The following is a 21,044-nucleotide window of genomic DNA, read 5'->3' on the forward strand; positions in this document are numbered from 1 at the left end:
CCCCCGACAGTCACCCGGCCTCACCTCTGTGGGGCCAGGTGTTAAACGTCATAAATAGGGGAAGAGCCTTCAAGCTCTTCCCCTATTTTGTATCTGGAGTCTGTACATGGAAAACCTGGATGCGCTGGTCTCTCAAGCACTAGAGGCTGTGCAAAGCGCTGAAGATATCAATGCCCTGGAGCAAATCCGGGTTCACTACCTTGGCAAAAAGGGCGAATTGACTCAGGTGATGAAGACCCTGGGGAATCTGCCGGCAGAAGAGCGTCCGCAAGTCGGCGCCCTGATCAACGTTGCCAAGGAGCGTGTCACAGAGGTTCTCAATGCGCGCAAGGCATTGTTTGAAGCGGCAGACCTGGCCGCCAAACTTTCCGCCGAGTCCATTGACGTGACCCTGCCTGGCCGCGGCCAGACCTCGGGTGGCCTGCATCCGGTTACCCGGACTCTGGAGCGTATCGAGCAGTTCTTCACCCACATCGGCTACGGCATTGCCGAAGGCCCTGAGGTCGAAGACGACTACCACAACTTCGAAGCACTCAACATCCCAGGCCATCACCCGGCCCGGTCGATGCATGACACCTTCTATTTCAACGCCAACATGTTGCTGCGCACCCATACCTCGCCGGTACAGGTCCGTACCATGGAGTCGAAGCAGCCGCCGATCCGCATCGTCTGCCCAGGCCGTGTGTACCGTAGCGACTCCGATATCACCCACTCGCCGATGTTCCATCAGGTCGAAGGCCTGCTGGTCGATCGCGATATCAATTTCGCTGACCTCAAAGGCACCATCGAAGAGTTCCTGCGGGTGTTCTTCGAAAAAGAACTGGCCGTGCGTTTCCGCCCTTCGTACTTCCCGTTCACCGAGCCGTCCGCTGAAGTCGACATGGAATGCGTGATGTGCAGCGGTAAAGGCTGCCGTGTCTGCAAGCAGACCGGCTGGCTGGAAGTCATGGGCTGCGGCATGGTGCATCCGAACGTGCTGCGCATGTCCGGCATCGATCCGGAAGAGTTCTCCGGCTTTGCCTTCGGCATGGGCGTCGAGCGTCTGGCCATGCTGCGTTACGGCGTGAACGACTTGCGTCTGTTCTTCGACAACGACTTGCGGTTCCTCGCGCAATTTCGCTAGTCGTAACGAATTCTTAGGAGAGCAGGATGAAATTCAGTGAACAATGGCTGCGCGGCTGGGTAAGCCCGCAGGTAAGCCGCGACGAGCTGGTTGCTCGTCTGTCGATGGCCGGTCTTGAGGTCGATAGCGTGACGCCGGCCGCCGGTGTTTTCAGTGGTGTGGTAGTGGGTGAGGTGCTGAGCACCGAGCAGCACCCGGATGCCGACAAGCTGCGCGTTTGCCAGGTCAGCAACGGTTCGGAAACCTTTCAGGTCGTGTGCGGTGCGCCAAACGTGCGTCCGGGCCTGAAGATCCCGTTCGCCATGATCGATGCCGAACTGCCAGGTGACTTCAAAATCAAGAAAGCCAAGCTGCGGGGCGTCGAGTCCAACGGCATGCTGTGCTCGCAATCCGAGTTGCAGGTTGGTGAAGGCAACGATGGCCTGATGGAGCTGCCGGCCGATGCGCCGGTGGGCGAGGATTTCCGTGTCTACCTGGACCTGGAAGACGCCAGCATCGAGGTCGACTTGACCCCGAACCGCGGCGACTGCCTGTCCCTGGCCGGCCTGGCCCGTGAAGTCGGCGCGCTGTATGCCGCCGAAGTCACTCGTCCGGTAGTCGCTAGTGTTCCAGCCATGCACGATGAAGTGCGTCCGGTTGAAGTGCTGGCCCCGGCTGCCTGCCCGCGTTACCTGGGTCGGGTGATCCGTAACGTCGACCTGTCCAGGCCTACGCCGCTGTGGATGGTCGAGCGTCTGCGTCGTGCCGACGTGCGCAGCATCGATGCTGCCGTCGACATCACCAACTACGTGATGCTGGAGCTGGGTCAACCGCTGCACGCCTTCGATCTTGCCGAGATCAACGGTGGCATCCGCGTGCGCATGGCCGAAGAGGGCGAGAAGCTGGTACTGCTCGACGGTCAGGAAGTCAGCCTGCGTGCCGATACCCTGGTCATCGCTGACCATACCCGTGCCCTGGCGATCGCCGGCGTCATGGGTGGCGAGCACAGCGGCGTGTCCGCCACCACTCGCGATGTGTTCCTGGAAAGCGCGTTCTTCGACCAGATCGCAGTGGCGGGCAAGGCACGTTCCTATGGCCTGCACACTGACGCCTCGCACCGCTACGAGCGGGGTGTGGACTGGCAACTGGCCCGTGAAGCCATGGAGCGCGCCACTGGCCTGCTGCTGGAAATCACTGGTGGCGAAGCCGGTCCGATCATCGAGACCGTCAGCGAGCAACACCTGCCGTCCGTGGCGCCGGTTACCCTGCGTGCCCAGCGCATCACCCAGATGCTGGGCATGGAAATGGATTCGGCCGAAGTCGAGCGTCTGCTCAGCGCGTTGGGCCTGAAGATTTCTGCTGACGGGGCAGGGCAGTGGCGCGTCGAAGTGCCAAGCCATCGCTTCGATATCAGCCTGGAAGTCGACTTGATCGAAGAGCTGGCCCGCCTGTACGGTTATAACCGTCTACCGGTTCGCTACCCGCAAGCCCGCCTGGCGCCGCAAGCCAAGGCTGAAGCGCGCAGCGATCTGCCTGAGCTGCGTCGCCTGCTGGTGGCGCGTGGTTACCAGGAAGCGATCACGTACAGCTTCATCGACCCGAAACAGTTCGAACTGTTCAATCCGGGTGTTGAACCGCTGCTGCTGGCCAACCCGATCTCCAATGACATGGCGGCGATGCGTTCGTCCCTGTGGCCAGGTCTGGTCAAGGCACTGCAGCACAACCTGAACCGTCAACAGGATCGCGTGCGCCTGTTCGAAAGCGGCCTGCGCTTCGTTGGTCAGCTGGAAGGCTTGAAGCAAGAACCGATGCTTGCCGGCGTGGTATGTGGCAGTCGTCTGCCGGAAGGTTGGGCACAGGGGCGCGATGTCGTCGATTTCTTCGACGTCAAGGCTGACGTGGAAGCGGTGTTGGGCTTTGCCGGTGCGCTGGATTCGTTCACGTTTGCTCCGGGCAAGCACCCGGCGTTGCACCCGGGTCAAACCGCGCGCATCGAGCGCGATGGTCGCGAAGTCGGTTTTGTCGGCGCGCTTCACCCTGAGTTGTCGAAAACCCTCGGTCTCGACCGTCCGGTCTTCGTCTTCGAGCTGGTTTTGAGCGAAGTGGCCTTGGGCAAAATGCCTAAATTCCATGAGTTATCGCGCTTTCCTGAAGTGCGTCGTGACCTGGCATTGCTGGCCGATGCCGGTGTTGCAGCCAGTGCTGTCATGGACGTAATCCGTGAAAATGCAGGCGAATGGCTGACAGACCTCAGGCTCTTTGACGTTTATCAGGGTAAAGGCATTGATCCTGATAGAAAAAGCCTTGCAGTTGGCTTGACCTGGCAGCATCCATCGCGCACTCTTAATGACGATGAGGTGAATACCGCGACGCAAAACATCCTCACCTCGCTCGAACAAAGGTTGAACGCCACGTTAAGGAAGTGACGTATGGGGGCTTTGACGAAAGCTGAGATGGCGGAACGTCTGTATGAAGAGCTGGGCCTGAACAAGCGGGAAGCCAAGGAATTGGTCGAACTGTTTTTCGAAGAAATCAGGCACGCTCTTGAAGACAACGAACAGGTCAAGTTGTCCGGTTTCGGCAACTTCGACCTTCGGGACAAACGCCAGCGGCCTGGCCGCAATCCGAAAACGGGAGAAGAAATCCCGATCACGGCTCGCCGTGTGGTCACCTTTCGTCCAGGGCAGAAGTTGAAGGCCCGAGTTGAGGCTTATGCTGGAACCAAGTCATAACGACGAACTTCCCGTCATCCCGGGCAAACGCTACTTCACCATTGGTGAAGTCAGCGAGCTATGTGCGGTAAAACCGCACGTGCTGCGCTACTGGGAGCAGGAGTTTCCTCAACTCAACCCCGTCAAGCGCCGCGGAAACCGTCGGTATTATCAGCGCCAGGATGTGCTGATGATCCGGCAGATCCGCGCGTTGCTGTACGATCAGGGGTTCACCATCGGCGGCGCACGCCTGCGTTTGTCCGGCGATGAAGCCAAAGACGACACCACCCAATACAAACAAATGATCCGCCAGATGATCTCCGAGCTCGAAGATGTGCTGGTGGTACTCAAGAAGTAAATTCTTGCTTTTAAATACTTCCAGTTTTCAAAAGCTTGCGTTATATTCTTGAGCGTCCCTCGAGAAGAGGAACAGATTCACGCCTAGTCGGGGCGTAGCGCAGTCCGGTAGCGCACTAGCATGGGGTGCTAGGGGTCGAGTGTTCGAATCACTCCGTCCCGACCATATTTCGTAAGGGGATCAAGCACTTAGCGGCTTGGTCCCCTTTCTCGTTTCAGGGTTGCGCAAAATCCGCGCAAAACTGGCGCAAAACTAACCGGTGATTTCGCTGATATTCAGGTCCGGAACTGCCTCGGACCAGACGATTTCCTCGTGGTCTCGCTGGTAGTTTTTGGTCATGCCTTCGCTCGCATGCCCCGCGATTTTCTGCCCATCCTTTCCGGCTTTCTTGTACAGGTGCAGTGATAGCGCTCGCACTTCGTGGAAGCCTGGCATCTCCTCTTCCTTCCATCCCTTGTAGCATTCCGCCGTCTCTCTGGCGTCCTTGAACGCTCGCGTCAAATACCGCTCTTCAATCTTCGTCCAGTGATCCTTGGTCTGCGCCTGTTTCTGTTTCAGGCGGTCAGGCTTGCGATGCACCAGGTACGGCGAAGCAGTGTCGTCACGACATCGGCTGATGACCGCCTGCAGCTCCGCGGTGACCCGAAAGCGAATCCACGCCGCGTCACTGGCCTTGGCCGTCTTTTTCTGTACCACGTACAGGTATCCCTCCCGGACACCGTCGAAGCGCATGTCGAGGATATCCGTCCGACGCTGAGCAGTGATCAGGGCCAGGTCAATCGCGTTTTGTAGCCAGGCTGGCGCTTTCTCCCTGATGGCCTTCAGGCCTTCGACGGTGTGGCGCTTGCGCAGTTTCTTCTCAATGCGGTTGATCGTGGTTGCCGCGGGATTGTCAGGGCACAGGCCCTTGGCGGCGGCATGGTTGAAGATGTCGATCAACAGAGCTCGGCACTGGTTCGCCGTGCGTGGGGTCAGTGCGTCGAGCATTTCCGCGATCATGCGGATTGTGATCTGGTCGATCGCCTTTCCCTCGAACTGCTTGCGGAAGCGCCTGAAATGCACCGCGTACAGGCCGAGCGTGCCCTTGGCCAACTCGCGAGGTGGCAGCACGTCGGCTTCGTACTTGTCTAGGAAGGTGGCGAATGACTCCGATGAAGCTGACAGCACGGCGCCGACTAGGTCAGCACCGCGCATAAACTCCAGGTTCAGTTGCTTCGCTGCGTCGATCGCTTTGATGCGGTCGGTACCGAACTGGAACCACTTCCCGTCGGTCGGCCGCCGGTAGCGATAGGTCGAGCGCCGCGCATCGAAGTACAGGTTCTGCGGTAGGTTCTTGTTCGCAGTATTGCGCGGCCTTGGGACCATCACGCTGCTCCTTTCAATACCATAGCCACCAGATCATTTCCGCCTGACCGGTTGAAGGCAGTCCAATCAACGTACCAGAGATTTCCCAATCTGCTCGCCGGGCACTACTCCGTTACGGATGTGGTTGCGGATGGCTTGGGGGCATTGCGGGGTTCCGTTTTCGCCCCAGCGTCGACGCTGAAACTCGCTGATCTTTATCAGTTCTCGCTTCATTGAATACCTCTGCCCGGGTTGGGCGTTGATGCTCCATACCGCGCGTGGCGGCAGAAGGTGGGGGTTGTAGAAATCTGATGAAGGGGGGTGAGGCAAGCTCTGCGGGTGAGCTACTGTTGATGCGTTCGCCTCACCAGCTGCTGTCCAATCAGCACCCTTCCTGAGGTGGTTGGTGGGGCGAGCTCCAGTGCGTTTTTTTCACGCTGATCCGGACCACCTGGTTGAAGTGCCCAGCGCGCTGTTGCTTCAGGGGAGGCGTGTTTTCTGTGGGCATGAGGCGTCCTATGCCGGGGCATGCCCGGGCGGTGAAGGGGTGGGAATCGTCTATAGTTGGGGGTTCAGCCAATGGAGGTAGATATGGAATGCCTAATTTGCGATGAGCCTGCTTCGCACGTCGATGTTGGTGATGATTACCAGGAAAGAGCATGCGCGAAGTGCGGACACTATCGAATTACCCATACAGCGCTTGTTTGGATGGAAGCCCATGGCTGGCGATTCGACGTGAAGCTGACTCGGGCCTGGCTCGCACATCAACAGGGCTCAGGATTGATCCCGACTATTGATTCGCAGCAGGCGAGCGTTCTGATCCAGGATTAAGCTGCCGCCATCACTGCCTCGATGATCTTCTGCCCGGCCAGCGGCGGCACGGCGTTGCCTGCCACGTGCATAGTCAGCCGATGGTTGTCCGGCCGCTTTGTGTTGGCGGGAAACGACATGGCTGCAAGCGCCTCATTTGCCGAGAGCATTCGCATCTCATCGTCACGTACCAAAGCCCACCGATCCAGTGTTGTGATGGTACCAATTGGACGCTCCAGGTAGCGGCCAGTTAGGCCAGAGCCGGAACCGTAATAGGGCATGATGAAACGCTCGCCGAAGCGCTCGCAGCCATTCTTCACGCGGAGCAACGTCGATTCCGCTCGGCCTGGCTTCACAACCTGGCTCCTGCCCGATTCGAAATCGATAAAGGACGAGGCTGGCACATGCCGGCGCTGATGCAGCTGCAGGTTGAGCGGTGCCTGCTTTGGGTGCAGACCAGAAACAGTCGCACGCTATGTTGGGGCACGGCGATGTCTTCAGGCATGGCCTCGTCCTTGCCGCTACAGCGGCTGACTTTGAAGGGGGAGGGAGTTACTGCTGAGTGGCGATGAAGGCGCGCATATCATTGAGCACCTGGTCATGCTCAAGGTCGTTCGGCTCAACGTCTTCGTGGTACCTGATCTCAGTGTCAAAGTTGGCAAGCAATCGGCGGATCAGGGAGGTAGCGGTGTCCACCCGCTGATCCGCTGCGTTCAGGTGCCGCTGCAGGCCGTCACGCTCTTTGATGAGCCGCACACCCAGGGCACCGTACTCATCTGCTCGTTGCTTCCAGGTGACCGGCCAAAGAGGCCCGCAACCGTTTGGGCACGGTTCTGGGTTGTTGTCGGCAGGTCCAGTCGTGCCGTCCAAGTATAGGGTGAAGCGGCTTAATTGGAACTTGCACTCCGCACACCTCGCTTGCCCAGGAACGAAGCTTTCGGTTCGCAACGCTGCCTCTCGGGCTAGGGCATCGCCCAGATTGCCTTGGAGTACATCCATGGCCTTATCAGTGTTTGTCAGTAACTGCATCAGTTCATCGCCGTTCATGACGTGCTCCGACTGGATTATTCTGTTTTCTGTGGGCATGGGGCGTCCTATGCCGGGTCATGCCCGGGCGGTGGAGGAGAGGTGAATGGGCTCGACGAATGGTCGATTACAGCTGATAGGGGAAGTACTTGAAGGGTTGAAAATAGAGGCTCAGGATGAGCGCTCACTTCATTCGGAGTTACTGCAATGACCGTCAAATTCGTTTGCCAGAAATGCGGTAAGGACACTGAAGTCGACATGCATTATGACAAGGATGTTGGAACTCAAGCATTCATCTGTGCCGAGTGCGGTGCTCGGCATGTGCAGATCAGGGAAACGAAAGCACCAGGTGCGCCGGTCGAGTTGCAGTTCAGACTGGCTGACGACTAACCCGGGTCCAACTGCCGCAGAATCCGCATTCCTATCCAGCGAACGACGGTGACCGCTTTGCTGTTCCCGATCGCCTTGTAGCGCGGTCCGTCCGGGCACTCGCCGGCAGGTTTGCCGCGCCAAGGGATCAGCGTGTAGTCGTCGGACATGCCTTGGAGGCGTTCGCACTCGCGGGGGATGAGGCGCCGAACCGAGCTTGCTCCGGACACAACGTTGAGCCCCAGGGCTGAGTCAGTATTGTCGACCTGCTTTCCGTAGTTGCTGGTCAGGGTCTGGGCAATTTCGCGACAGGCAACAATTGGCTGTCCACGTCCTGTGCCATCCTCGCTTCCGTCGAAGCCGTCGGCCTTCAACGTGTGAGTGATTTCGCCCGTGATGCACACGGCGACCTGGCCCCCGGCATTTGCATGGCTTCCGGAGTGGTTCATGGCCCGTAGTGTCGGCGCCAATGACCCGGCATCCGCGCCGTGATCCTTGCAGGAAAAGGCCAGCACTGCGTTTTCCGCACCGTTGTTTCGACCTAGGGCAAAGGCAAGCCTGTCGCTGACACCTGGGTCTTGCGTGCCATGCACCACCAGAAGGCCTGACTCTGCGTCTTGCTGAGTAGCGCTGCCGGCAGCCTTGCCATTGGCGTTCAGCGTGCCGGCCACGATGAATGCTTCCGAGTCTGCGCGATGACTGCTCTGCGCCTGGGCCCGGAGTGAGGGAGCCACAGCAAGGAAGTGACCAGCCGCTGCGCCGTCCGGTCGACCTCCTGCACCGCCGCTGTAGGCGTGGCTGGTGAGAGCACCGATAACTTCAGACTGCACAAAGAACGTTTCGCTTTCCATGTCTAGCCGGCTGTCTTTCGCGGTGAGGGTGGCTGATCTCTCGATCGAGCCGCCCAGGCTATGCCCGCCGAATGCAGGTATCCCGCCGAACATTATCAGCGCCGGGCCTTCGTCACCCTCGCAGTTCATGCAGCCGAACGGTCCGAGTTCTTCGCCGAAGACATTCCCACATCCGCACTGGAGCGCAGGGCCGAAAGGAGCTGTTCCGGTAATGTCTTGCCCCTCGCCTCGGCGCGGCGCAGTATCCCGGCGCACGCCTTCTCGCTCAAAAAGTACCTCGACGGGATCGAACCCGTTTCGAGCACTTGCGACAACGAACACACGGCGGCGTCGTTGGGCCAGGCCGAAATATTGGGCGTCCAGGACCCGCCACGCGATTGTTCTTTTGGGTCCATACACACAACCAGCGTCCGGCCACCTTTTCCCTGAAGGCTGCAGTTCGCAGTCTTCCCCAGCAAGCGCGCCAAGAAAGCATCCGAAGGCGTTCCCTTTGTCACTGAGGACACCGGGGACGTTTTCCCAGACGATGACGCAGGGCGGCTCACGGCGGCTGGCTCGAACATAGTCAGTTGCATCTGCAAGCTCCACGTATTTGATGGTGAGGGCGCCGCGCGGGTCGGCGAGGCCTTCGCGCATACCGGCGACGCTGAAGGCCTGGCATGGAGTTCCGCCAACCAGAACGTCCGGCGCGGCGATCTTCCCGGCCAGCACCTGGGCGCCGAGTTTGGTCATGTCGCCGAGGTTCGGCGTGTTCGGGTAGTGGTGGGCAAGCACCGCGCTTGGGAAGGCTTCAATCTCAGCGAACCAGGTGGCGCGCATGCCGAGAGGCTTCCATGCGAGCGTTGCCGCCTCGATGCCTGAGCAGACCGAGCCGTAAGTGATGGGCACAGTGGCACCTCGCCGGTATAGTCCGGAAAAATTTAAAGGAGTGGTACGGATGCAGCTTTTAGATTGGTTGGAGCACAAACGTGAGTTGAAGAAAATTCGCCGAGCGGAAAGGGAAGTTGAAAAGAAATTCCCTCGGGAGCCTGGTGATGACTGGCAACACTATGTTGAAGAGTCCGATAATATTTTTGAGTGGCGTCAGATGGTTTTGACCAAATATCTCTCGCGAAAAGCAGATGAATTGCATGTCCCGCTTCCGGATCGAAGTGATAAGTCGCTCTGGGAAGCCGTGGATTTCGACGATGATCCCTCGCAGCCAAAGTATCTAACTCAAAAAGGACTTGTAGAGGCGAGAAGGCTGATCCGAGAGGAGCAGAAGGCAAAGAGGGAGGCTATTGCTTTTTGGGTGCCCATCTTCTTTGGTTCTGCGGGCATGATTACTGGGATTATTGCGGCGCTAAAACACAGCTAATCCCCGCAAAAGCATGAAATGGCCTCGTCGTGGACGGCGAACATGTCGAATTGGGTATCTGAGTAGTCGAGCATCTGCTGGTAGCTGGGCCGGTCACTGCGGAACCGGGCGCCGTCACCGGTGAACTTGCCACCGGACACCACCGAGCTTTCCATGCGGGCCCACCATTCAGCTTTGGGCCTGTCGCTCGCGATGATTGAATAGACCTGCTTGGCGCCCTTCAGGAAGCAGAGGTCGCAGTTGCCTTCCAGTGTGCGGCCGTTGATCGTAGGCAACATCAGGTCGAACGGTTGGGCCGCCCAGAAGTCGGTTACGTCCTGTACGCCGACACCGGCATCGGCCAGGGGCATCACCATCGTGGCCCACTTGCTCTCGCTGGTGCTTTTGCGGTGCCGAATCTTTACGACTCGGCGCGGCTCATCGGCCCGGATACCCGTCATCATGTCCACGGGGTTTTCTTCGTTCGATAAGCTCTGGCTGCGCAGGTACTTGTGGATGATGCGGATCTTCAGGTCGATGGTGCAGAACCTGGTCACTGGGTTGGGCAAGTACTTCCGCTTGCGGATAAGGGCCTCGAAGGGCTCGCCATTCCGACTGCAGGTGTCGAAGTCCACCACGGCAAAGCCTTCATCGTCGTCTCGGTACTCCAGCCAGATTATCGGCACTGCCCAGCGCTCGGCGCATTCCTGGACAAACTCCAGCGTGGCCGGATGCTCCTTGCCAGTGTTGGCGAAGGTGACGACCAGGTCGCTCAGGTCATCGTTGTTGTCCAGCACCTGGCGCAGCATGTAGGCGCTCGTGCGACCGCCGGAAAAGCTGACGACCGTCATCCCGGACAATTTGTAGGGAGACATAGGGGATCCTCGCCGGCTGGCGTGATTCGTTGAAGTGGGCTATTGCTTGATGGTCCGGCATGAGGCCGGCAGGAGATAGACGTGACTGGAATCACTGAGCTAAAGGCATACCACCAGGCTTATAAAAAGGCGCTGGAGATTCATTTCCAATGGAGTGACAAGGACGAGTCGGAGTTGCTGAAGCAATGCAATGAACTTCGCGAACTGGTCAATCCAGTTCTTGAGGTTGCTGGGGATGGATGGCCCCGGCATCAAAACCTTAAGCGGCACCTCAGTGTCATGAAAGCCAACCTTGAAACCGGTAAGAAGGACACCAGTACCTGCGACATCAATGATTTGATTTACGCAGACTTACCCGCCTTGGCGGATCATCTTTTCCGGCTGGCTTCGCATTAGGTAAGGGTGGGTCAGGCGGCAATTAGAATGATCGCCGCCTGATTATTACTTTGGATCGAAAGCTCCCAGTGAAAGAGCTGCGTTGCTACCGATCTTGTCTTGTAGAACCGTCTTGAACTCCTGCGCGATATCTTCACGCTGAACCTCTTCTCCTACCCAGCGCAGCTTCAGCACTGGCTGGGCACCGCTGGTAATGACCGAAACCCGCAGGTTGATCCACTGTTCGGTCAGACCTTCGAAGGGGATCACGTTGAACAACAGGGAGCTCGGTAGCGTTTCTTTGCTGCGGGCCTCGATCTGGTCCAGCGTACTGCGGCTGGCGCTGGTTTCGCTGACGGTGTGATCGGACTCGGTCGCCGCCTTGATGGTGATGGTGCGAACCGCGGCGATGGCCTTGGCGATGCTCATGCTGCCGCCTGCCTCATCCATGGCGCTCAGGTACTGGTGCCAGTCTTCGATCCAGTCGCTAAGGTCTTTCTGTGTCATGGCGCGGCTGCCGATCGCCTGGACCGCCTTGTAGCCCGCGGATGGTTTTAGTTTCAGTATCGCGCGGTCGTCGGCGTGGCCTGGCACTGCATCGTTGCCCAAGTTGAACAACAGCGTGCAGGTCATTTCATCTTGATCGATAAAACCCTTGGCATCAGGAACCGCTCGATCAGCAACATACGCGCTGAAGTCGGCCAGCGAGTGGGTGGAGTAGATGCCCCGGAAACGACTGCGGCCGGCTTGCCATTTTTCCAGTGTGATCACTTGGCAGCCTGCGGGCAGCACAACGGTCGGTGTGTGGGTGCTCAGATTCTTGCCGGTCGCCTCGAGCGCGGTATCGGTGATGTGCTGGATTGCTTCTTTGCTGAGAGACATGCGTCAGTACCTATGTTGGATGGGGTTCAAGTGCGCGGGACAATTGGGGCTTGTTCGCGGGTGAAGATCTGCTCGTGCCTCTCGGCGAAAAGCGTGATCTTGCCGCCGGAACCGACATACATTGGTGTGTCCAGGCTGGTGTTCTCGCTGCGAGTGCCGCGCTTGGTGGGCACCTTGTAGTCGAGTTTGTGCTTGATCTTCACCTGGCTGGATTCGCCGACCTGGCTGAAGTCCAGGGTGATGACCAGCTTCCCGACCTTGCCGTGGTCGACGACCCCGGCGGCTACTTCGGAAAGGGCGTAGCCAATCTGGCTGGCGAATGCGCCGCCGTTCAGCTCGTCGAGGAACTCGGTGGTATTGGTAGGGGTGGACATGGCTGTTTCTCCGGGGTGGTCAATAGGCCGCTGGGGGGAAGGTTGAATTGAGGCTGACGAAGGCGCTGGCGCCGCTGGCTGCTAACACGTCTCATGCTGCTATCTGCTGGTTCCAGACGCCCACGGCGGCGAACACCTTGGCGGCCTGCTCCTCATCTAGCGATACGGCGCTGGGGATGGCGATCCAGCCGTACGCGATCAGGTGCTGCGGGTTGCAGCTGTCGCGCACCTCTGTGTAGTAATGCTCGATGGCGTCGGCAAGCTGGCTGGCCAGGTACATCCCCTCTGGAGCAATCTCCACCGATTTCAGGTACTCGCCGCCGGCCTGGTCGATGCACATGCCGCTGATGTAGATCGTCCAACGGTGAGGCACGTCAAATATCGCGTCGACGATCTGCCGGCTTCGGATAATCCTGCGGTTCTTCCAGTTGATCATCCATTGCTGGCCGCTGGGGTCGATGTTGACCACTGCGAGGTGGTTCGATCTCAGCAATGCCCGGCAGGATCGTTCAACCCGGACTCGCATGTTGTGAGGTTTGCGATTGCTCATAGGACCTCCGCGAGTTTCCGAAGGATCTTGCGCTCGGCCGGGGTTGGGGAGGTGCGGCGCCGCTTGAGGACCGTTTCAGGGTCTATCCAGTCTTTGCGAGCTGGCGCTGGCTTGAACTCGAATGACACAAGTACTTTCACTGATTTGCCGCGGGCTATGAATGCTTCACGCGCGGCGTCGATACGGGCCTGTTCCTGCTGAAGGGTTAAGGGTCTGGATGCGTTCATGCTGCCACCTATTTGATGCGGATTGAGCTTTCACCGCGCTCCAGGTGAGCCCAATGCGGTTCGGGGATCAGGTCTGCTTCGACATCTTCGCCAGCATCCATACGTTTGCGGATGGCGGCGTTATGTTCGCGGATCTCTTTGAGCCGTGCGGCGATGGCCTTCTTCTCGGGGGTGATCGCTGTACTGACCGTCATGAAGTCGTCGGGGATCTCGTCCTCCTTGTCGACGATCACCTTTTCCGGGGCCAGTGCCAGGGTGATGGTGAACAGTGGGCGTTTGATCGACTTGATGTCGGCAGCTTCCATGTTCCGACGCAGGTAGTCGCTGATCTGGCTGACGCTGTTTTTCTTGACCCGCTTGAGTTCGTTCAGACGACCAACCTCTTTGTCGATGGCGTCAATGTCGCCTTCGATGTTGCGGCGCAGCATGACGATGTTGTCGGCCTTCACCTCGAACTCGCCCTGGATCTCGTCCATGGCGTACTGGAGCGCTTCCTTCAGACCTTCGTCATCGGTATCGGTCATGGCTGACAGTTCGGCAAGCTTGCCGGTCAGTGCGTAGAGCTGGGTCATGCCGCCGACTCCTGGTCGTATTTAGGGGATAGCTTTTTGAACTCTTTGGCGATGCGTTTGACCGCCGTGTCGTCCTTGCGCATGGTGAGCCGGCGCACGGCATGGTCATGGAGCTTCTTGAGTTCCTGAAGGGACTGCGCGCCTTGCATGGTCTCGATCACTGAGTTGAAGTAGTCGTGTTGTTCCTGTTTCTGCCGCCGCTCTTCAGCGGGTTTGTCTTCCGCACGCTCCAATCGCTGTTCATCCTTCAAATGGTTGACGTACTCGTCGTCGTCAAACATTCCAAGGAACACGTCAGCGCTGAAGCCAAGCATCGACAGGGATTTTTTGATGGCGTCGGTCAGGGACTTCTTCGGCGCCTCTCCGTCGGTTGTGGTGCCGTACATCGATTTGTAGAGGTAGCGCGTGCAGCCGTACTGCTCCAACTCACCACGCTTGCCATCCAGGTCAAACCAGAACTTGATCTTCATGGTGTGGTTCAGTTCGTGGCCAAGGCTAAAGCGCTTGTCGCCTTCGCCACTGAACATCTCGAAGCCTTTGTCGAAGCGCTCTTCCAGAACACTCCAGCCGAACCCGAGACCAACTGGTCCGAAGATCTCAGTGGCTTTCATGATCATCGCGGTGCCACTGAGGCTGGTGATCTTCTGGCCGCCAACCTCGGCAGGCTTGGTGTAGCGGGTGTCGGTCTTGTCGACCCGATCCCAGATCCGCATATTCGTGGACATAAGGGCTCCTCGCCGCGATGCGCGCAGCGTTTAAAATGGGTTTGGTTATTGAGTGATGCGGTCAGCGAGAGCGCTGAGCAGCATCAGAAAAGTGAAGACGGTGAGGGCGGGGAATGAGCCGCGCCAGATCAACAGCCGGCGAGCGCGTTGTCGGGATGTCACGGTCGAACCCTCACCGCAATCCGACGGTCCTTCATGGTCGGTGCCAGGCGCTTGGGTAGAAGGGCCACCGGAAACTCACGGCTGGCCAGTTCTTCCGGGACAGAGACAAAGCCGATAATCGCCAGCTTCTGCTCGATGTCTTCGATCTGTTCGTCGATCAGTGATTTAACCGGTGCGGTGCTCATGAGGTTCTTCCTTGCCGGCACTCAAATGTGCGGTGTAAGCGTTCGGTGTAGTGAGCATCTTCCTTGGCGCTGATGACGTTCAGCGTGCGGAAGATCAGGAGTGCAGTGTTGGCTGACGCCCTGACGGCGATGGCGCTGCATTCGGGGTCGATCATTCGGGCGATGTAGCCGTCGAGCATGCCGATGGCCAGTTCGTGGTTTCCGTCGCTCATGCTGCCCACCGTTCCCGGCGTCGATTGGCGTCGATTTCAACCCACAGCGCTGTCTCGATCTGCTGTCCGTACTGTTTCGCCAGAAGTGGAAGGGCCCACGGATCAACATCCATTCGGATGCCGTCTTCGTCGTAGCAAATGCCCGAAACCACGTTGAACTCCAGCTCGCGACAACCCTGCGCATCCCAGTCTCTGTTCCAGCTACCCGGGCACGGCAGTGTGTTCTCGCAATGGGTCACCTCCACTTGGAGGACAAACCCTTCAACAATCACTTCGTAAGTCATGGTCGCCTCCAGAGCGGCGGGTATTGATCCAACAAAACTCGGCTGCACTCATTCATTCCGCTGGTTGCCGTTGGGCGCGGAGGGGAGTGCATGCGGGTGGTGTCGGAGGGAAAGGGGAGGCGGCACACAGAGTTGGAGAGCCGCGTTTTGTCGAGAGTGATCTAAAGTTGTTGAGTGTTGAACATCTGATTTCAACCAATCAAGGGAGGCGCCATGGCAATGGTCGAAGCTCGGCGTAGACTGTTCTGGCATGGCACGTTCTTAGTGTTCCTAGGTCTCTGCACAGGCCTGTTCGAGCAACAGTTCAGCAATCCTCGTTTAGGGCTTGCTGCTCATCTCGAGGGGGTAATGAACGGAATCCTGCTCTTAGCGTTTGGCGCAGCCTGGATGGAGATACACCTCGTCCCACGCACAAAGGCAGTTGCGTACTGGATGGCTCTTTACGGCACTTATTCAAACTGGGCATTTACGGTACTGGCTGCGGTTCTCGGGACGATGTCTGTGTCGCCTATCGCGAGTGGTGGACGCATGGGGGAACCGTGGCAGGAGGCCTTGGTGACGACAGGGTTTGTAACTGTGGGAGTCGCCATCATTGTCGCTGTTGTTCTCATGCTGTGGGGGTTGCGTAAAACAGCAGCCACTCGTTGAATGGGCAGAGGTGAGGCTGGTGGTCAGTCGTGTTCGCCATGAGCGAGCATCTTTTCGATGTCGCCGGCGGATGGCTTATTCCAGTTCTTGATCTGGCCGGTTTCCAGATCAATGTTGAGGATCAGGTAATCGCCGTAGTGGTCACCCGGAAAGAAGTTCGGCACGTAGCCTTTGTAGCTGCCCACTTCTTCGCCCTGCGCATCCTTCAAGCCGGCCGCGAAGCGGTAATCCCCCCATTTTTAGTACTCACCAAAAGTAGAGGTCAGGCCACCAGGGCCAACTTCTGTTTGGGGTTCGGACGCTCGTGATTGTATGTCCAGATCCAGTTTGTGCCGTACTCCTGAACTTCGGCGATTGATTCAAACAGGTAATGACCCAGCCAGTCATAGCGCACGGTGCGGTTGTAGCGCTCAACATAGCCATTCTGCTGCGGATTACCCGGTTGAATGTATTCCAGGCGGACACCCTGTTTTTCGGCCCACAGCGTCAACTTCGTGCTGATGTACTCAGGGCCGTTATCGCTGCGGATGGCTTGTGGTTTACCCCGCCACTCAATCACCTGATCCAGTGCGCGCACCACTCGCTCGGCCGGTAGCGACAGATCAATTTCCATGCTCAAGGCTTCGCGGTTGAAGTCATCAATCAAATTGAAAATCCGAAAGCTGCGTCCGTCGGCTAGTTGATCGTGCATGAAGTCCATCGACCAGCACTGATTGATCGCTTTGGGAACAGCCAGTGGCTCGGGCTTTTCCCGCACGATGCGTTTGCGCAGTTTAATCCGCAGGTTCAGCTCCAGTTCGCGGTAAATCCGGTACACCCGCTTGTGGTTCCAGCGATAGCCCTTCACATTGCGCAGATACAGGAAGCACAAGCCAAAGCCCCAGTTACGCTGGTTATGCGTAAGCCGAATCAGGTGATCGGCAATCTCGGTATTTTCCGTCGACAGACGCGGTTGGTAGCGATAGCAGCAGTGGCTGACCCCGAAGGCCATACACGCCAGCTTGATGCTGATTTTTCCTGAGCGTACAGCGTGCTGCGCCATCTCTCGTCGCCGAGATGGCTTCACCACTTTTTTGCCATCGCTTCCTGGATGATTTCGGCTTTGAGGCGCTCCTCGGCATACATCTTCTTTAAGCGACGGTTCTCCTCCTCAAGCTCACGCAGTCGAGCCATCAGCGACGCGTCCATGCCGCCGAACTTGGCGCGCCACTTGTAGAAGGTGGCCGAACTGATGCCGTGCTCTCGGCACAGCTCTGGCACTGGGCTTCCAGCCTCGGCTTGCTTGAGGATGGCAATGATTTGGCTGTCCGAAAAACGGGATGTCTTCACGCAAAATTTCCTTGATCCGATTAGGAGAAAACTCTACTTCTGACGAGTACTTTTTTCAGGGGGGATTACCCTATGAACGCATGGCCGACTTCATGCGTCGCTGTAAGGGTAGGGTAATGGTCAGCATCAACGACCACCCGGACATTCGCCGGGTGTTCGAAGGTTTTCACTTTGAGACGCTGGATATCCGCTACACCACGAGCAACCAGCGACAGGGCAAGGCCGAGGTCAGTGGCGAGTTGGTGATCATGAACTGGGAGCCAGCAGCGCTAGGAGGGCTGTTTTGAAATGACCGCTTTCATCTAAAGCCGCCGGTGACGACAGTCAGAAATCGACTGTGGATTCAACCGGTCGATGCAACAGATTGGCTAAATCGTTCCGCAGGTGTTTCGTAGTTTAGTGTTTTCCGAGGGCGGCTATTTAGCTACCTGGTCACTTCATTGAGCGTGGCTTGCGAGTGCTCCGCCAGGTCAGTCCCTTTCGGGAAGTACTGCCTTAACAACCCGTTGGTGTTCTCATTCGATCCCCGTTGCCAAGGACGATGAGGATCGCAGAAGTAGACCTTGATGTCGGTAGCCACCGTAAAGCGCTCATGGTGTTGCGCAGCATAAACAATCGCGTCTGGTGCAGGCGTGTCGGTTTCAAGTACTGCATGGGCGTGGAGTCTGTCACGCTGCGAAAGTGCAGGTGAAAGTTGGGGATACTCATGTTGGCTTCGTGGCCGAGCGCTTCGACGTCCAGATGTTCGTGGTAGCAGCTGTGGATCTTGCGTATCGCCCGGGTGATCTTGCCGAAGTGCCCCCGGCGACTGAGCGCGGCACGCATTGAGCCGCCCTGCTCGCCGGTCAGGATCCGGTAGTAGATTTCCCGTATCAGCGACGGTCCAAGTTTCTGCGCATCGCCCGGGCGACTCATGGCTTCCAGGAAGCGCAGCATCGAGCTGCGCAGCAAATCGTCCATGAACGAGGCGTAATGTGGCGTCGCATTTTTGCGGCTAGTCGTTTTGCATCTGCAGCCGTCCAGGAGTGCCAAAACCAATCCTCCCAGACACAAAAAAGCGCTGTCACGCTTCCCACATTTATGGAATATCGCTTTGCGCTCTTCGCTATAACCTTATAAGCGACCGCGAATTAGACTTGAGGGAGTGCAGTCCATGCCGTGATTGAGGATAAAAGCGTGCAAGAAATATTCAGCATCAACTGGCTGCTTTGGCTGTCAACCATGGCACCGCTGACCCTGAGTGCAGGTCCTGGCAACTTGATGGTTGCGACCTCCGGCGCACAAAGCGGTGTACGTCGTTCGTTCCGGTTTATCGTCGGCCTAGACATCACTTATTTCTTGCTCGCGGTGCTGGTCGGGTTAGGGCTTTATCACACGCTGATGAACAGCCCGAGGCTGGTTTGGGTACTGCAAGTGCTAGGCAGCTTCTACATCTTGTGGCTTGGGGTGCGGCTGCTGCGTCGCCCGCTGAAAGCGCCCGGCGACAAAGCCATACACTTGCAGTTTCGAGACGGCATCGTTGTGCAGTTGGGCAATGTGCAAGGAATAGTGATGTTGCTGGTGATGTTTTCCACCTTCACGCCCTCTGGCGAGACAAGCAGCAGCGTTGTGCTGATCTTGAGCGCTGCGCTGATTTCGCTGAATTTCTTCTCGCACGTCATCTGGGTATCGATGGGGTCGACCGTGCAGAAACTGATCCAGGCGCGGCCCAAACTGCTGGTGTTCCAGAACGCGATGTTTGGACTGATGCTGATCGCGGTAGCGGTCTGGATTTTCCTGCGTACCGGTTCTCTGTAAGGAGTCTCCATGACCCATGCCCATGCTGTTGTCTTCGCCGTTCCTGGGAAGCCGGACGTCCTCGAGCTACGGGAGTACGAATTGCGTGCCGCCGGCCCCGGAGAAATCACCGTCGCTATCGAGGCGGCCGGCGTCAACTTTATTGATTTGCATCGGCGCTCTGGCGCGCTTGAGGATGGTTCTCCCTTTCCAAGGAGCTTGGGCGTGGAGGGCGCGGGGCGCGTCGTCGAATGTGGACCGCAAGTGCGAGGTTTCATCCCCGGCGACCGGGTGGCATTCATCGACAGCTCGACGGGCAGCTACGCCAGTCACGCTGTACTTCCAGCCATGCGCGCGATTCGATTGCCCGATGACGTACCGAGCGAAATCGCCGCTGCGTTGATGTTCAAGGGACTGACCGCCGAATACCTGACTTATCGCTGCGTACCGCTCGAGCCTGACGACTGGGTCGTCTGGCATGCTGCTGCCGGCGGCGTGGGGAGCATTGCCACGGGCTGGCTCGCCGCCAGGGGCGTGCGCGTCATCGGTCTTGCTTCAACCGAAGCTAAAAGACGCCAAGCGTTGGATGCTGGCTGCTTCGCTGCCCTTGACTCCGACGCTCCGGGAACATTGTCGTTCATTCGTGAATTGACCGACGGCAAGGGCGCTCATACCGTGTTCGACTCTGTCGGGCGCGCTACCGTGGAGCTGTCATTGGCGAGCTTGCGCCAGCGCGGTCATCTGGTGCTATTTGGCAATGCGTCGGGCGACGTAACGGGGTTCAATCTATCGCGGCTTGGACAAATGGGCTCGCTGCATGTGACGCGGCCGTCCTTGAAGCACTACATCGGTCAGAACGCCGAACTCACCACCAGCTCGGCACAGGTTCTGATGGCCTTGTCCAAAGGTTTGATTCGTAGGCCCCAGATAACGCGCTTACCGCTCGCCATGGCTGCCGAGGCGCACCGCATCGTGCAGGAAAGGCAAACCCAGGGCTCACTGATCCTGGTGCCATGACCCTCCATGCAAAGGTTGCTATTGCATCTCCGCCGTTTTGCTGTGGAATAGCTCCGTCAGATAATCCACCACTTGATCGACGCGGCCTACGCCTTGCGTAGCCTGATTGCGCAGAAGCCAGATATCGGAGTTGTGCAGGGGGCTATCGGCCAGGACCTGACGCAAGCCTGACTGGTGTGCAACATAGGTCGGTAGCGCGGCGATACCAAGATCAGCTTCTACCGCCTTGAGCTGGGCATTGAGATTGGACACGCGCATCCAGAGCTTCTGGTCGCCGCTCACCTCATTCAGCCATTGCGCGAGCGGCATATAAGACATTTCCTCAGTCCAACCAATCAAGTGATGGTGCTTCAAGTCGTCAGGCTTCGCTGGCAGTCTGTTGGCGGCGGCATATCCTTCGGAACAAAAAAGGCCCTGCATCAGTGTCCCGACCCGGCGCATGGTGAAGTTGCCGTTTTCGGGTCTGCGCAATCGGATAATGATGTCGCTATGGCTTTGCGTGAGTTTTGAAGACACCGCCGTGTTGATGAAGTCGAAGCTGATCTCGGGGTATTGATCACGGAAATCCGCCAGTCCAGGAATGATCAGGTGCGTGCCCATCAGCTCCGGGCAATCGATGCGCACCTGCCCAGCCATCCGATTGCTTGGCTGCGACATCTGCCGCTCAATGAGTTTGAAGCGCTCCTCCGTCTCTAACGCCAGTGGAAGCAGCGCCCTGCCAGCTTCCGTCAGGAAATAGCCGTTGGTCTTTTTCAAGAACAACACGGTACTGAGCGAATCCTCAAGTGCGGCGATCTTGCGCGACACCGTCGATGCCGAAACCTTGAGCGAGTTTCCCGCCTCGGTCACGTTGTTCGACTTGGCGACGAAGATAAAAACTTTCAGATCATCCCAGTTCACGTTGATGAAGTACTCAAAAATGGAAAATCGATCTCCACCTATTT

At 57.9% G+C, this 21,044-nt stretch carries 26 protein-coding genes, 1 tRNA gene and 5 pseudogenes; 13 read left to right on the top strand and 19 right to left on the bottom strand.

The genetic code is table 11. The features are described 5' to 3' along the window. Nucleotides 1-106 precede the first annotated feature (106 nt). The 5 genes from pheS (at nt 107) to CKW07_RS01540 (ending at nt 4,336) form a co-directional block, all read left to right on the top strand. Entirely contained in the window at nt 107-1,123 is a 1,017-nt protein-coding gene (pheS, locus tag CKW07_RS01520) for a phenylalanine--tRNA ligase subunit alpha (RefSeq protein WP_095143262.1), read from the top strand. Nucleotides 1,124-1,149: 26 nt separating this feature from the next. After that, complete coding sequence (gene pheT, locus CKW07_RS01525) at nt 1,150-3,528, top strand: phenylalanine--tRNA ligase subunit beta (protein WP_095143263.1); 2,379 nt, start codon at nt 1,150-1,152, stop codon at nt 3,526-3,528. A gap of 3 nt (nt 3,529-3,531) precedes the next feature. Then, a complete protein-coding gene (gene ihfA, locus CKW07_RS01530) occupies nt 3,532-3,834 on the top strand; it encodes an integration host factor subunit alpha (protein ID WP_002553164.1) in 303 nt (100 codons plus the stop codon). Then, complete coding sequence (locus CKW07_RS01535) at nt 3,815-4,171, top strand: MerR family transcriptional regulator (RefSeq protein ID WP_027620568.1); 357 nt, start codon at nt 3,815-3,817, stop codon at nt 4,169-4,171. The genes ihfA and CKW07_RS01535 overlap by 20 nt, the downstream gene beginning before the upstream one ends. 88 nt (nt 4,172-4,259) lie before the next feature. Continuing rightward, nucleotides 4,260-4,336 (top strand) — tRNA-Pro (locus CKW07_RS01540). An 87-nt stretch (nt 4,337-4,423) separates the two neighbouring features. Here CKW07_RS01540 and CKW07_RS01545 read toward each other — a convergent pair. After that, on the bottom strand, nt 4,424-5,536 hold the full coding sequence (locus CKW07_RS01545) for a phage integrase Arm DNA-binding domain-containing protein (protein ID WP_095143264.1): 1,113 nt from the start codon (nt 5,534-5,536) through the stop codon (nt 4,424-4,426). After that, nucleotides 5,536-5,749 (bottom strand): annotated as a pseudogene (locus tag CKW07_RS25565) (hypothetical protein). Before CKW07_RS25565 ends, CKW07_RS01545 begins: the two are co-directional and overlap by 1 nt. A gap of 357 nt (nt 5,750-6,106) precedes the next feature. On the opposite strand from CKW07_RS25565, the gene CKW07_RS01555 reads away from it, so the two are divergent. Next, on the top strand, nt 6,107-6,346 hold the full coding sequence (locus tag CKW07_RS01555) for a hypothetical protein (protein WP_095143265.1): 240 nt from the start codon (nt 6,107-6,109) through the stop codon (nt 6,344-6,346). Here CKW07_RS01555 and CKW07_RS01560 read toward each other — a convergent pair. Beyond that, nucleotides 6,343-6,821 (bottom strand): annotated as a pseudogene (locus tag CKW07_RS01560) (DNA cytosine methyltransferase); the annotation flags it as partial. The gene CKW07_RS01555 and the pseudogene CKW07_RS01560 sit on opposite strands and share 4 nt — an antisense overlap. Nucleotides 6,822-6,877: 56 nt before the next feature. Next, nucleotides 6,878-7,372, bottom strand: a complete 495-nt coding sequence (locus tag CKW07_RS01565) for a hypothetical protein (protein WP_141234411.1) — start codon at nt 7,370-7,372, stop codon at nt 6,878-6,880. A gap of 186 nt (nt 7,373-7,558) precedes the next feature. Here CKW07_RS01565 and CKW07_RS01570 point away from each other — a divergent pair, with 186 nt between their 5' ends. Then, complete coding sequence (locus CKW07_RS01570; protein ID WP_095143267.1) at nt 7,559-7,741, top strand: hypothetical protein; 183 nt, start codon at nt 7,559-7,561, stop codon at nt 7,739-7,741. On the opposite strand, the gene CKW07_RS01575 is transcribed toward CKW07_RS01570, so the two are convergent. Continuing rightward, a complete protein-coding gene (locus CKW07_RS01575; RefSeq protein ID WP_095143268.1) occupies nt 7,738-9,459 on the bottom strand; it encodes a DNA cytosine methyltransferase in 1,722 nt (573 codons plus the stop codon). The genes CKW07_RS01570 and CKW07_RS01575 overlap by 4 nt on opposite strands. Nucleotides 9,460-9,508: 49 nt before the next feature. Between CKW07_RS01575 and CKW07_RS01580 the strand changes: the two genes are divergently transcribed. After that, a complete protein-coding gene (locus tag CKW07_RS01580; RefSeq protein WP_095143269.1) occupies nt 9,509-9,928 on the top strand; it encodes a hypothetical protein in 420 nt (139 codons plus the stop codon). Here the strand turns inward: CKW07_RS01580 and CKW07_RS01585 are convergent. Next, nucleotides 9,925-10,782 carry a phosphoadenosine phosphosulfate reductase family protein gene (locus tag CKW07_RS01585; protein ID WP_095143270.1) on the bottom strand — a complete coding sequence of 286 codons (858 nt, stop codon included), beginning with the start codon at nt 10,780-10,782 and terminating at the stop codon, nt 9,925-9,927. The genes CKW07_RS01580 and CKW07_RS01585 overlap by 4 nt on opposite strands. A gap of 81 nt (nt 10,783-10,863) precedes the next feature. Between CKW07_RS01585 and CKW07_RS01590 the strand changes: the two genes are divergently transcribed. Next, a complete protein-coding gene (locus tag CKW07_RS01590; RefSeq protein ID WP_095143271.1) occupies nt 10,864-11,178 on the top strand; it encodes a hypothetical protein in 315 nt (104 codons plus the stop codon). Between the two features lie 45 nt (nt 11,179-11,223). Here the strand turns inward: CKW07_RS01590 and CKW07_RS01595 are convergent, their stop codons facing one another. The 8 genes from CKW07_RS01595 to CKW07_RS01635 all read right to left on the bottom strand — a co-directional run bounded on the left by CKW07_RS01595 (nt 11,224) and on the right by CKW07_RS01635 (nt 15,330). Then, the gene (locus tag CKW07_RS01595) at nt 11,224-12,039 is read right to left on the bottom strand and encodes a YfdQ family protein (RefSeq protein ID WP_095143272.1); all 816 of its coding nucleotides are present in this window, start codon (nt 12,037-12,039) and stop codon (nt 11,224-11,226) included. A gap of 26 nt (nt 12,040-12,065) precedes the next feature. After that, complete coding sequence (locus CKW07_RS01600) at nt 12,066-12,413, bottom strand: hypothetical protein (RefSeq protein ID WP_095143273.1); 348 nt, start codon at nt 12,411-12,413, stop codon at nt 12,066-12,068. A 91-nt stretch (nt 12,414-12,504) separates the two neighbouring features. Then, nucleotides 12,505-12,963, bottom strand: coding sequence for a hypothetical protein (locus CKW07_RS01605; protein ID WP_095143274.1), 459 nt, complete (start codon nt 12,961-12,963; stop codon nt 12,505-12,507). A 235-nt stretch (nt 12,964-13,198) separates the two neighbouring features. Continuing rightward, nucleotides 13,199-13,762 carry a siphovirus Gp157 family protein gene (locus CKW07_RS01615; RefSeq protein WP_095143276.1) on the bottom strand — a complete coding sequence of 188 codons (564 nt, stop codon included), beginning with the start codon at nt 13,760-13,762 and terminating at the stop codon, nt 13,199-13,201. Continuing rightward, nucleotides 13,759-14,487, bottom strand: coding sequence for a hypothetical protein (locus CKW07_RS01620; RefSeq protein ID WP_095143277.1), 729 nt, complete (start codon nt 14,485-14,487; stop codon nt 13,759-13,761). The genes CKW07_RS01615 and CKW07_RS01620 overlap by 4 nt, the downstream gene beginning before the upstream one ends. Before the next feature lie 158 nt (nt 14,488-14,645). After that, nucleotides 14,646-14,834 carry a hypothetical protein gene (locus CKW07_RS01625; protein WP_095143278.1) on the bottom strand — a complete coding sequence of 63 codons (189 nt, stop codon included), beginning with the start codon at nt 14,832-14,834 and terminating at the stop codon, nt 14,646-14,648. Beyond that, nucleotides 14,831-15,046: a hypothetical protein gene (locus CKW07_RS01630; protein ID WP_095143279.1), complete on the bottom strand. Its 216-nt coding sequence runs from the start codon at nt 15,044-15,046 to the stop codon at nt 14,831-14,833. Before CKW07_RS01630 ends, CKW07_RS01625 begins: the two co-directional genes overlap by 4 nt. Then, nucleotides 15,043-15,330, bottom strand: a complete 288-nt coding sequence (locus tag CKW07_RS01635; RefSeq protein WP_095143280.1) for a hypothetical protein — start codon at nt 15,328-15,330, stop codon at nt 15,043-15,045. The genes CKW07_RS01630 and CKW07_RS01635 overlap by 4 nt, the downstream gene beginning before the upstream one ends. A 213-nt stretch (nt 15,331-15,543) precedes the next feature. Between CKW07_RS01635 and CKW07_RS01640 the strand changes: the two genes are divergently transcribed. Further along, the gene (locus tag CKW07_RS01640) at nt 15,544-15,978 is read left to right on the top strand and encodes a hydrogenase (RefSeq protein ID WP_256577000.1); all 435 of its coding nucleotides are present in this window, start codon (nt 15,544-15,546) and stop codon (nt 15,976-15,978) included. A gap of 23 nt (nt 15,979-16,001) precedes the next feature. Here CKW07_RS01640 and CKW07_RS01645 read toward each other — a convergent pair whose 3' ends face one another. Both CKW07_RS01645 and CKW07_RS01650 read right to left on the bottom strand, forming a co-directional pair. After that, nucleotides 16,002-16,187, bottom strand: coding sequence for a hypothetical protein (locus CKW07_RS01645; RefSeq protein ID WP_176465252.1), 186 nt, complete (start codon nt 16,185-16,187; stop codon nt 16,002-16,004). 53 nt (nt 16,188-16,240) lie between these two features. Continuing rightward, nucleotides 16,241-17,307 (bottom strand): IS3 family transposase gene (locus tag CKW07_RS01650; RefSeq protein WP_095143281.1). Its coding sequence is split into 2 segments (ribosomal slippage): nt 16,241-17,055 and nt 17,055-17,307, totalling 1,068 coding nucleotides; the frame shifts between segments, so codons are not numbered across the junction. A gap of 71 nt (nt 17,308-17,378) precedes the next feature. Here CKW07_RS01650 and CKW07_RS01655 point away from each other — a divergent pair. Further along, nucleotides 17,379-17,594, top strand: a pseudogene (locus tag CKW07_RS01655) (DNA adenine methylase); the annotation flags it as partial. A 56-nt stretch (nt 17,595-17,650) separates the two neighbouring features. Here CKW07_RS01655 and CKW07_RS01660 read toward each other — a convergent pair. Then, nucleotides 17,651-17,902 (bottom strand): annotated as a pseudogene (locus CKW07_RS01660) (IS30 family transposase); the annotation flags it as partial. Further along, a pseudogene (locus CKW07_RS01665) lies at nt 17,893-18,339 on the bottom strand (AraC family transcriptional regulator N-terminal domain-containing protein); the annotation flags it as partial. The pseudogenes CKW07_RS01660 and CKW07_RS01665, both read right to left, overlap by 10 nt. A gap of 144 nt (nt 18,340-18,483) precedes the next feature. Between CKW07_RS01665 and CKW07_RS01670 the strand changes: the two are divergent. Continuing rightward, nucleotides 18,484-19,104 carry a LysE family translocator gene (locus CKW07_RS01670; protein WP_095079639.1) on the top strand — a complete coding sequence of 207 codons (621 nt, stop codon included), beginning with the start codon at nt 18,484-18,486 and terminating at the stop codon, nt 19,102-19,104. Between the two features lie 9 nt (nt 19,105-19,113). Continuing rightward, nucleotides 19,114-20,100 (top strand): quinone oxidoreductase, encoded by a 987-nt coding sequence (locus CKW07_RS01675; RefSeq protein ID WP_256577001.1) that lies wholly within the window; start codon nt 19,114-19,116, stop codon nt 20,098-20,100. An 18-nt stretch (nt 20,101-20,118) separates the two neighbouring features. Here the strand turns inward: CKW07_RS01675 and CKW07_RS01680 are convergent, their stop codons facing one another. Continuing rightward, nucleotides 20,119-21,000, bottom strand: coding sequence for a LysR family transcriptional regulator (locus CKW07_RS01680; RefSeq protein WP_095143282.1), 882 nt, complete (start codon nt 20,998-21,000; stop codon nt 20,119-20,121). Nucleotides 21,001-21,044 lie beyond the last annotated feature (44 nt).

The organism is Pseudomonas sp. Irchel s3b6, assembly GCF_900187415.1.
Lineage (GTDB): Bacteria > Pseudomonadota > Gammaproteobacteria > Pseudomonadales > Pseudomonadaceae > Aquipseudomonas.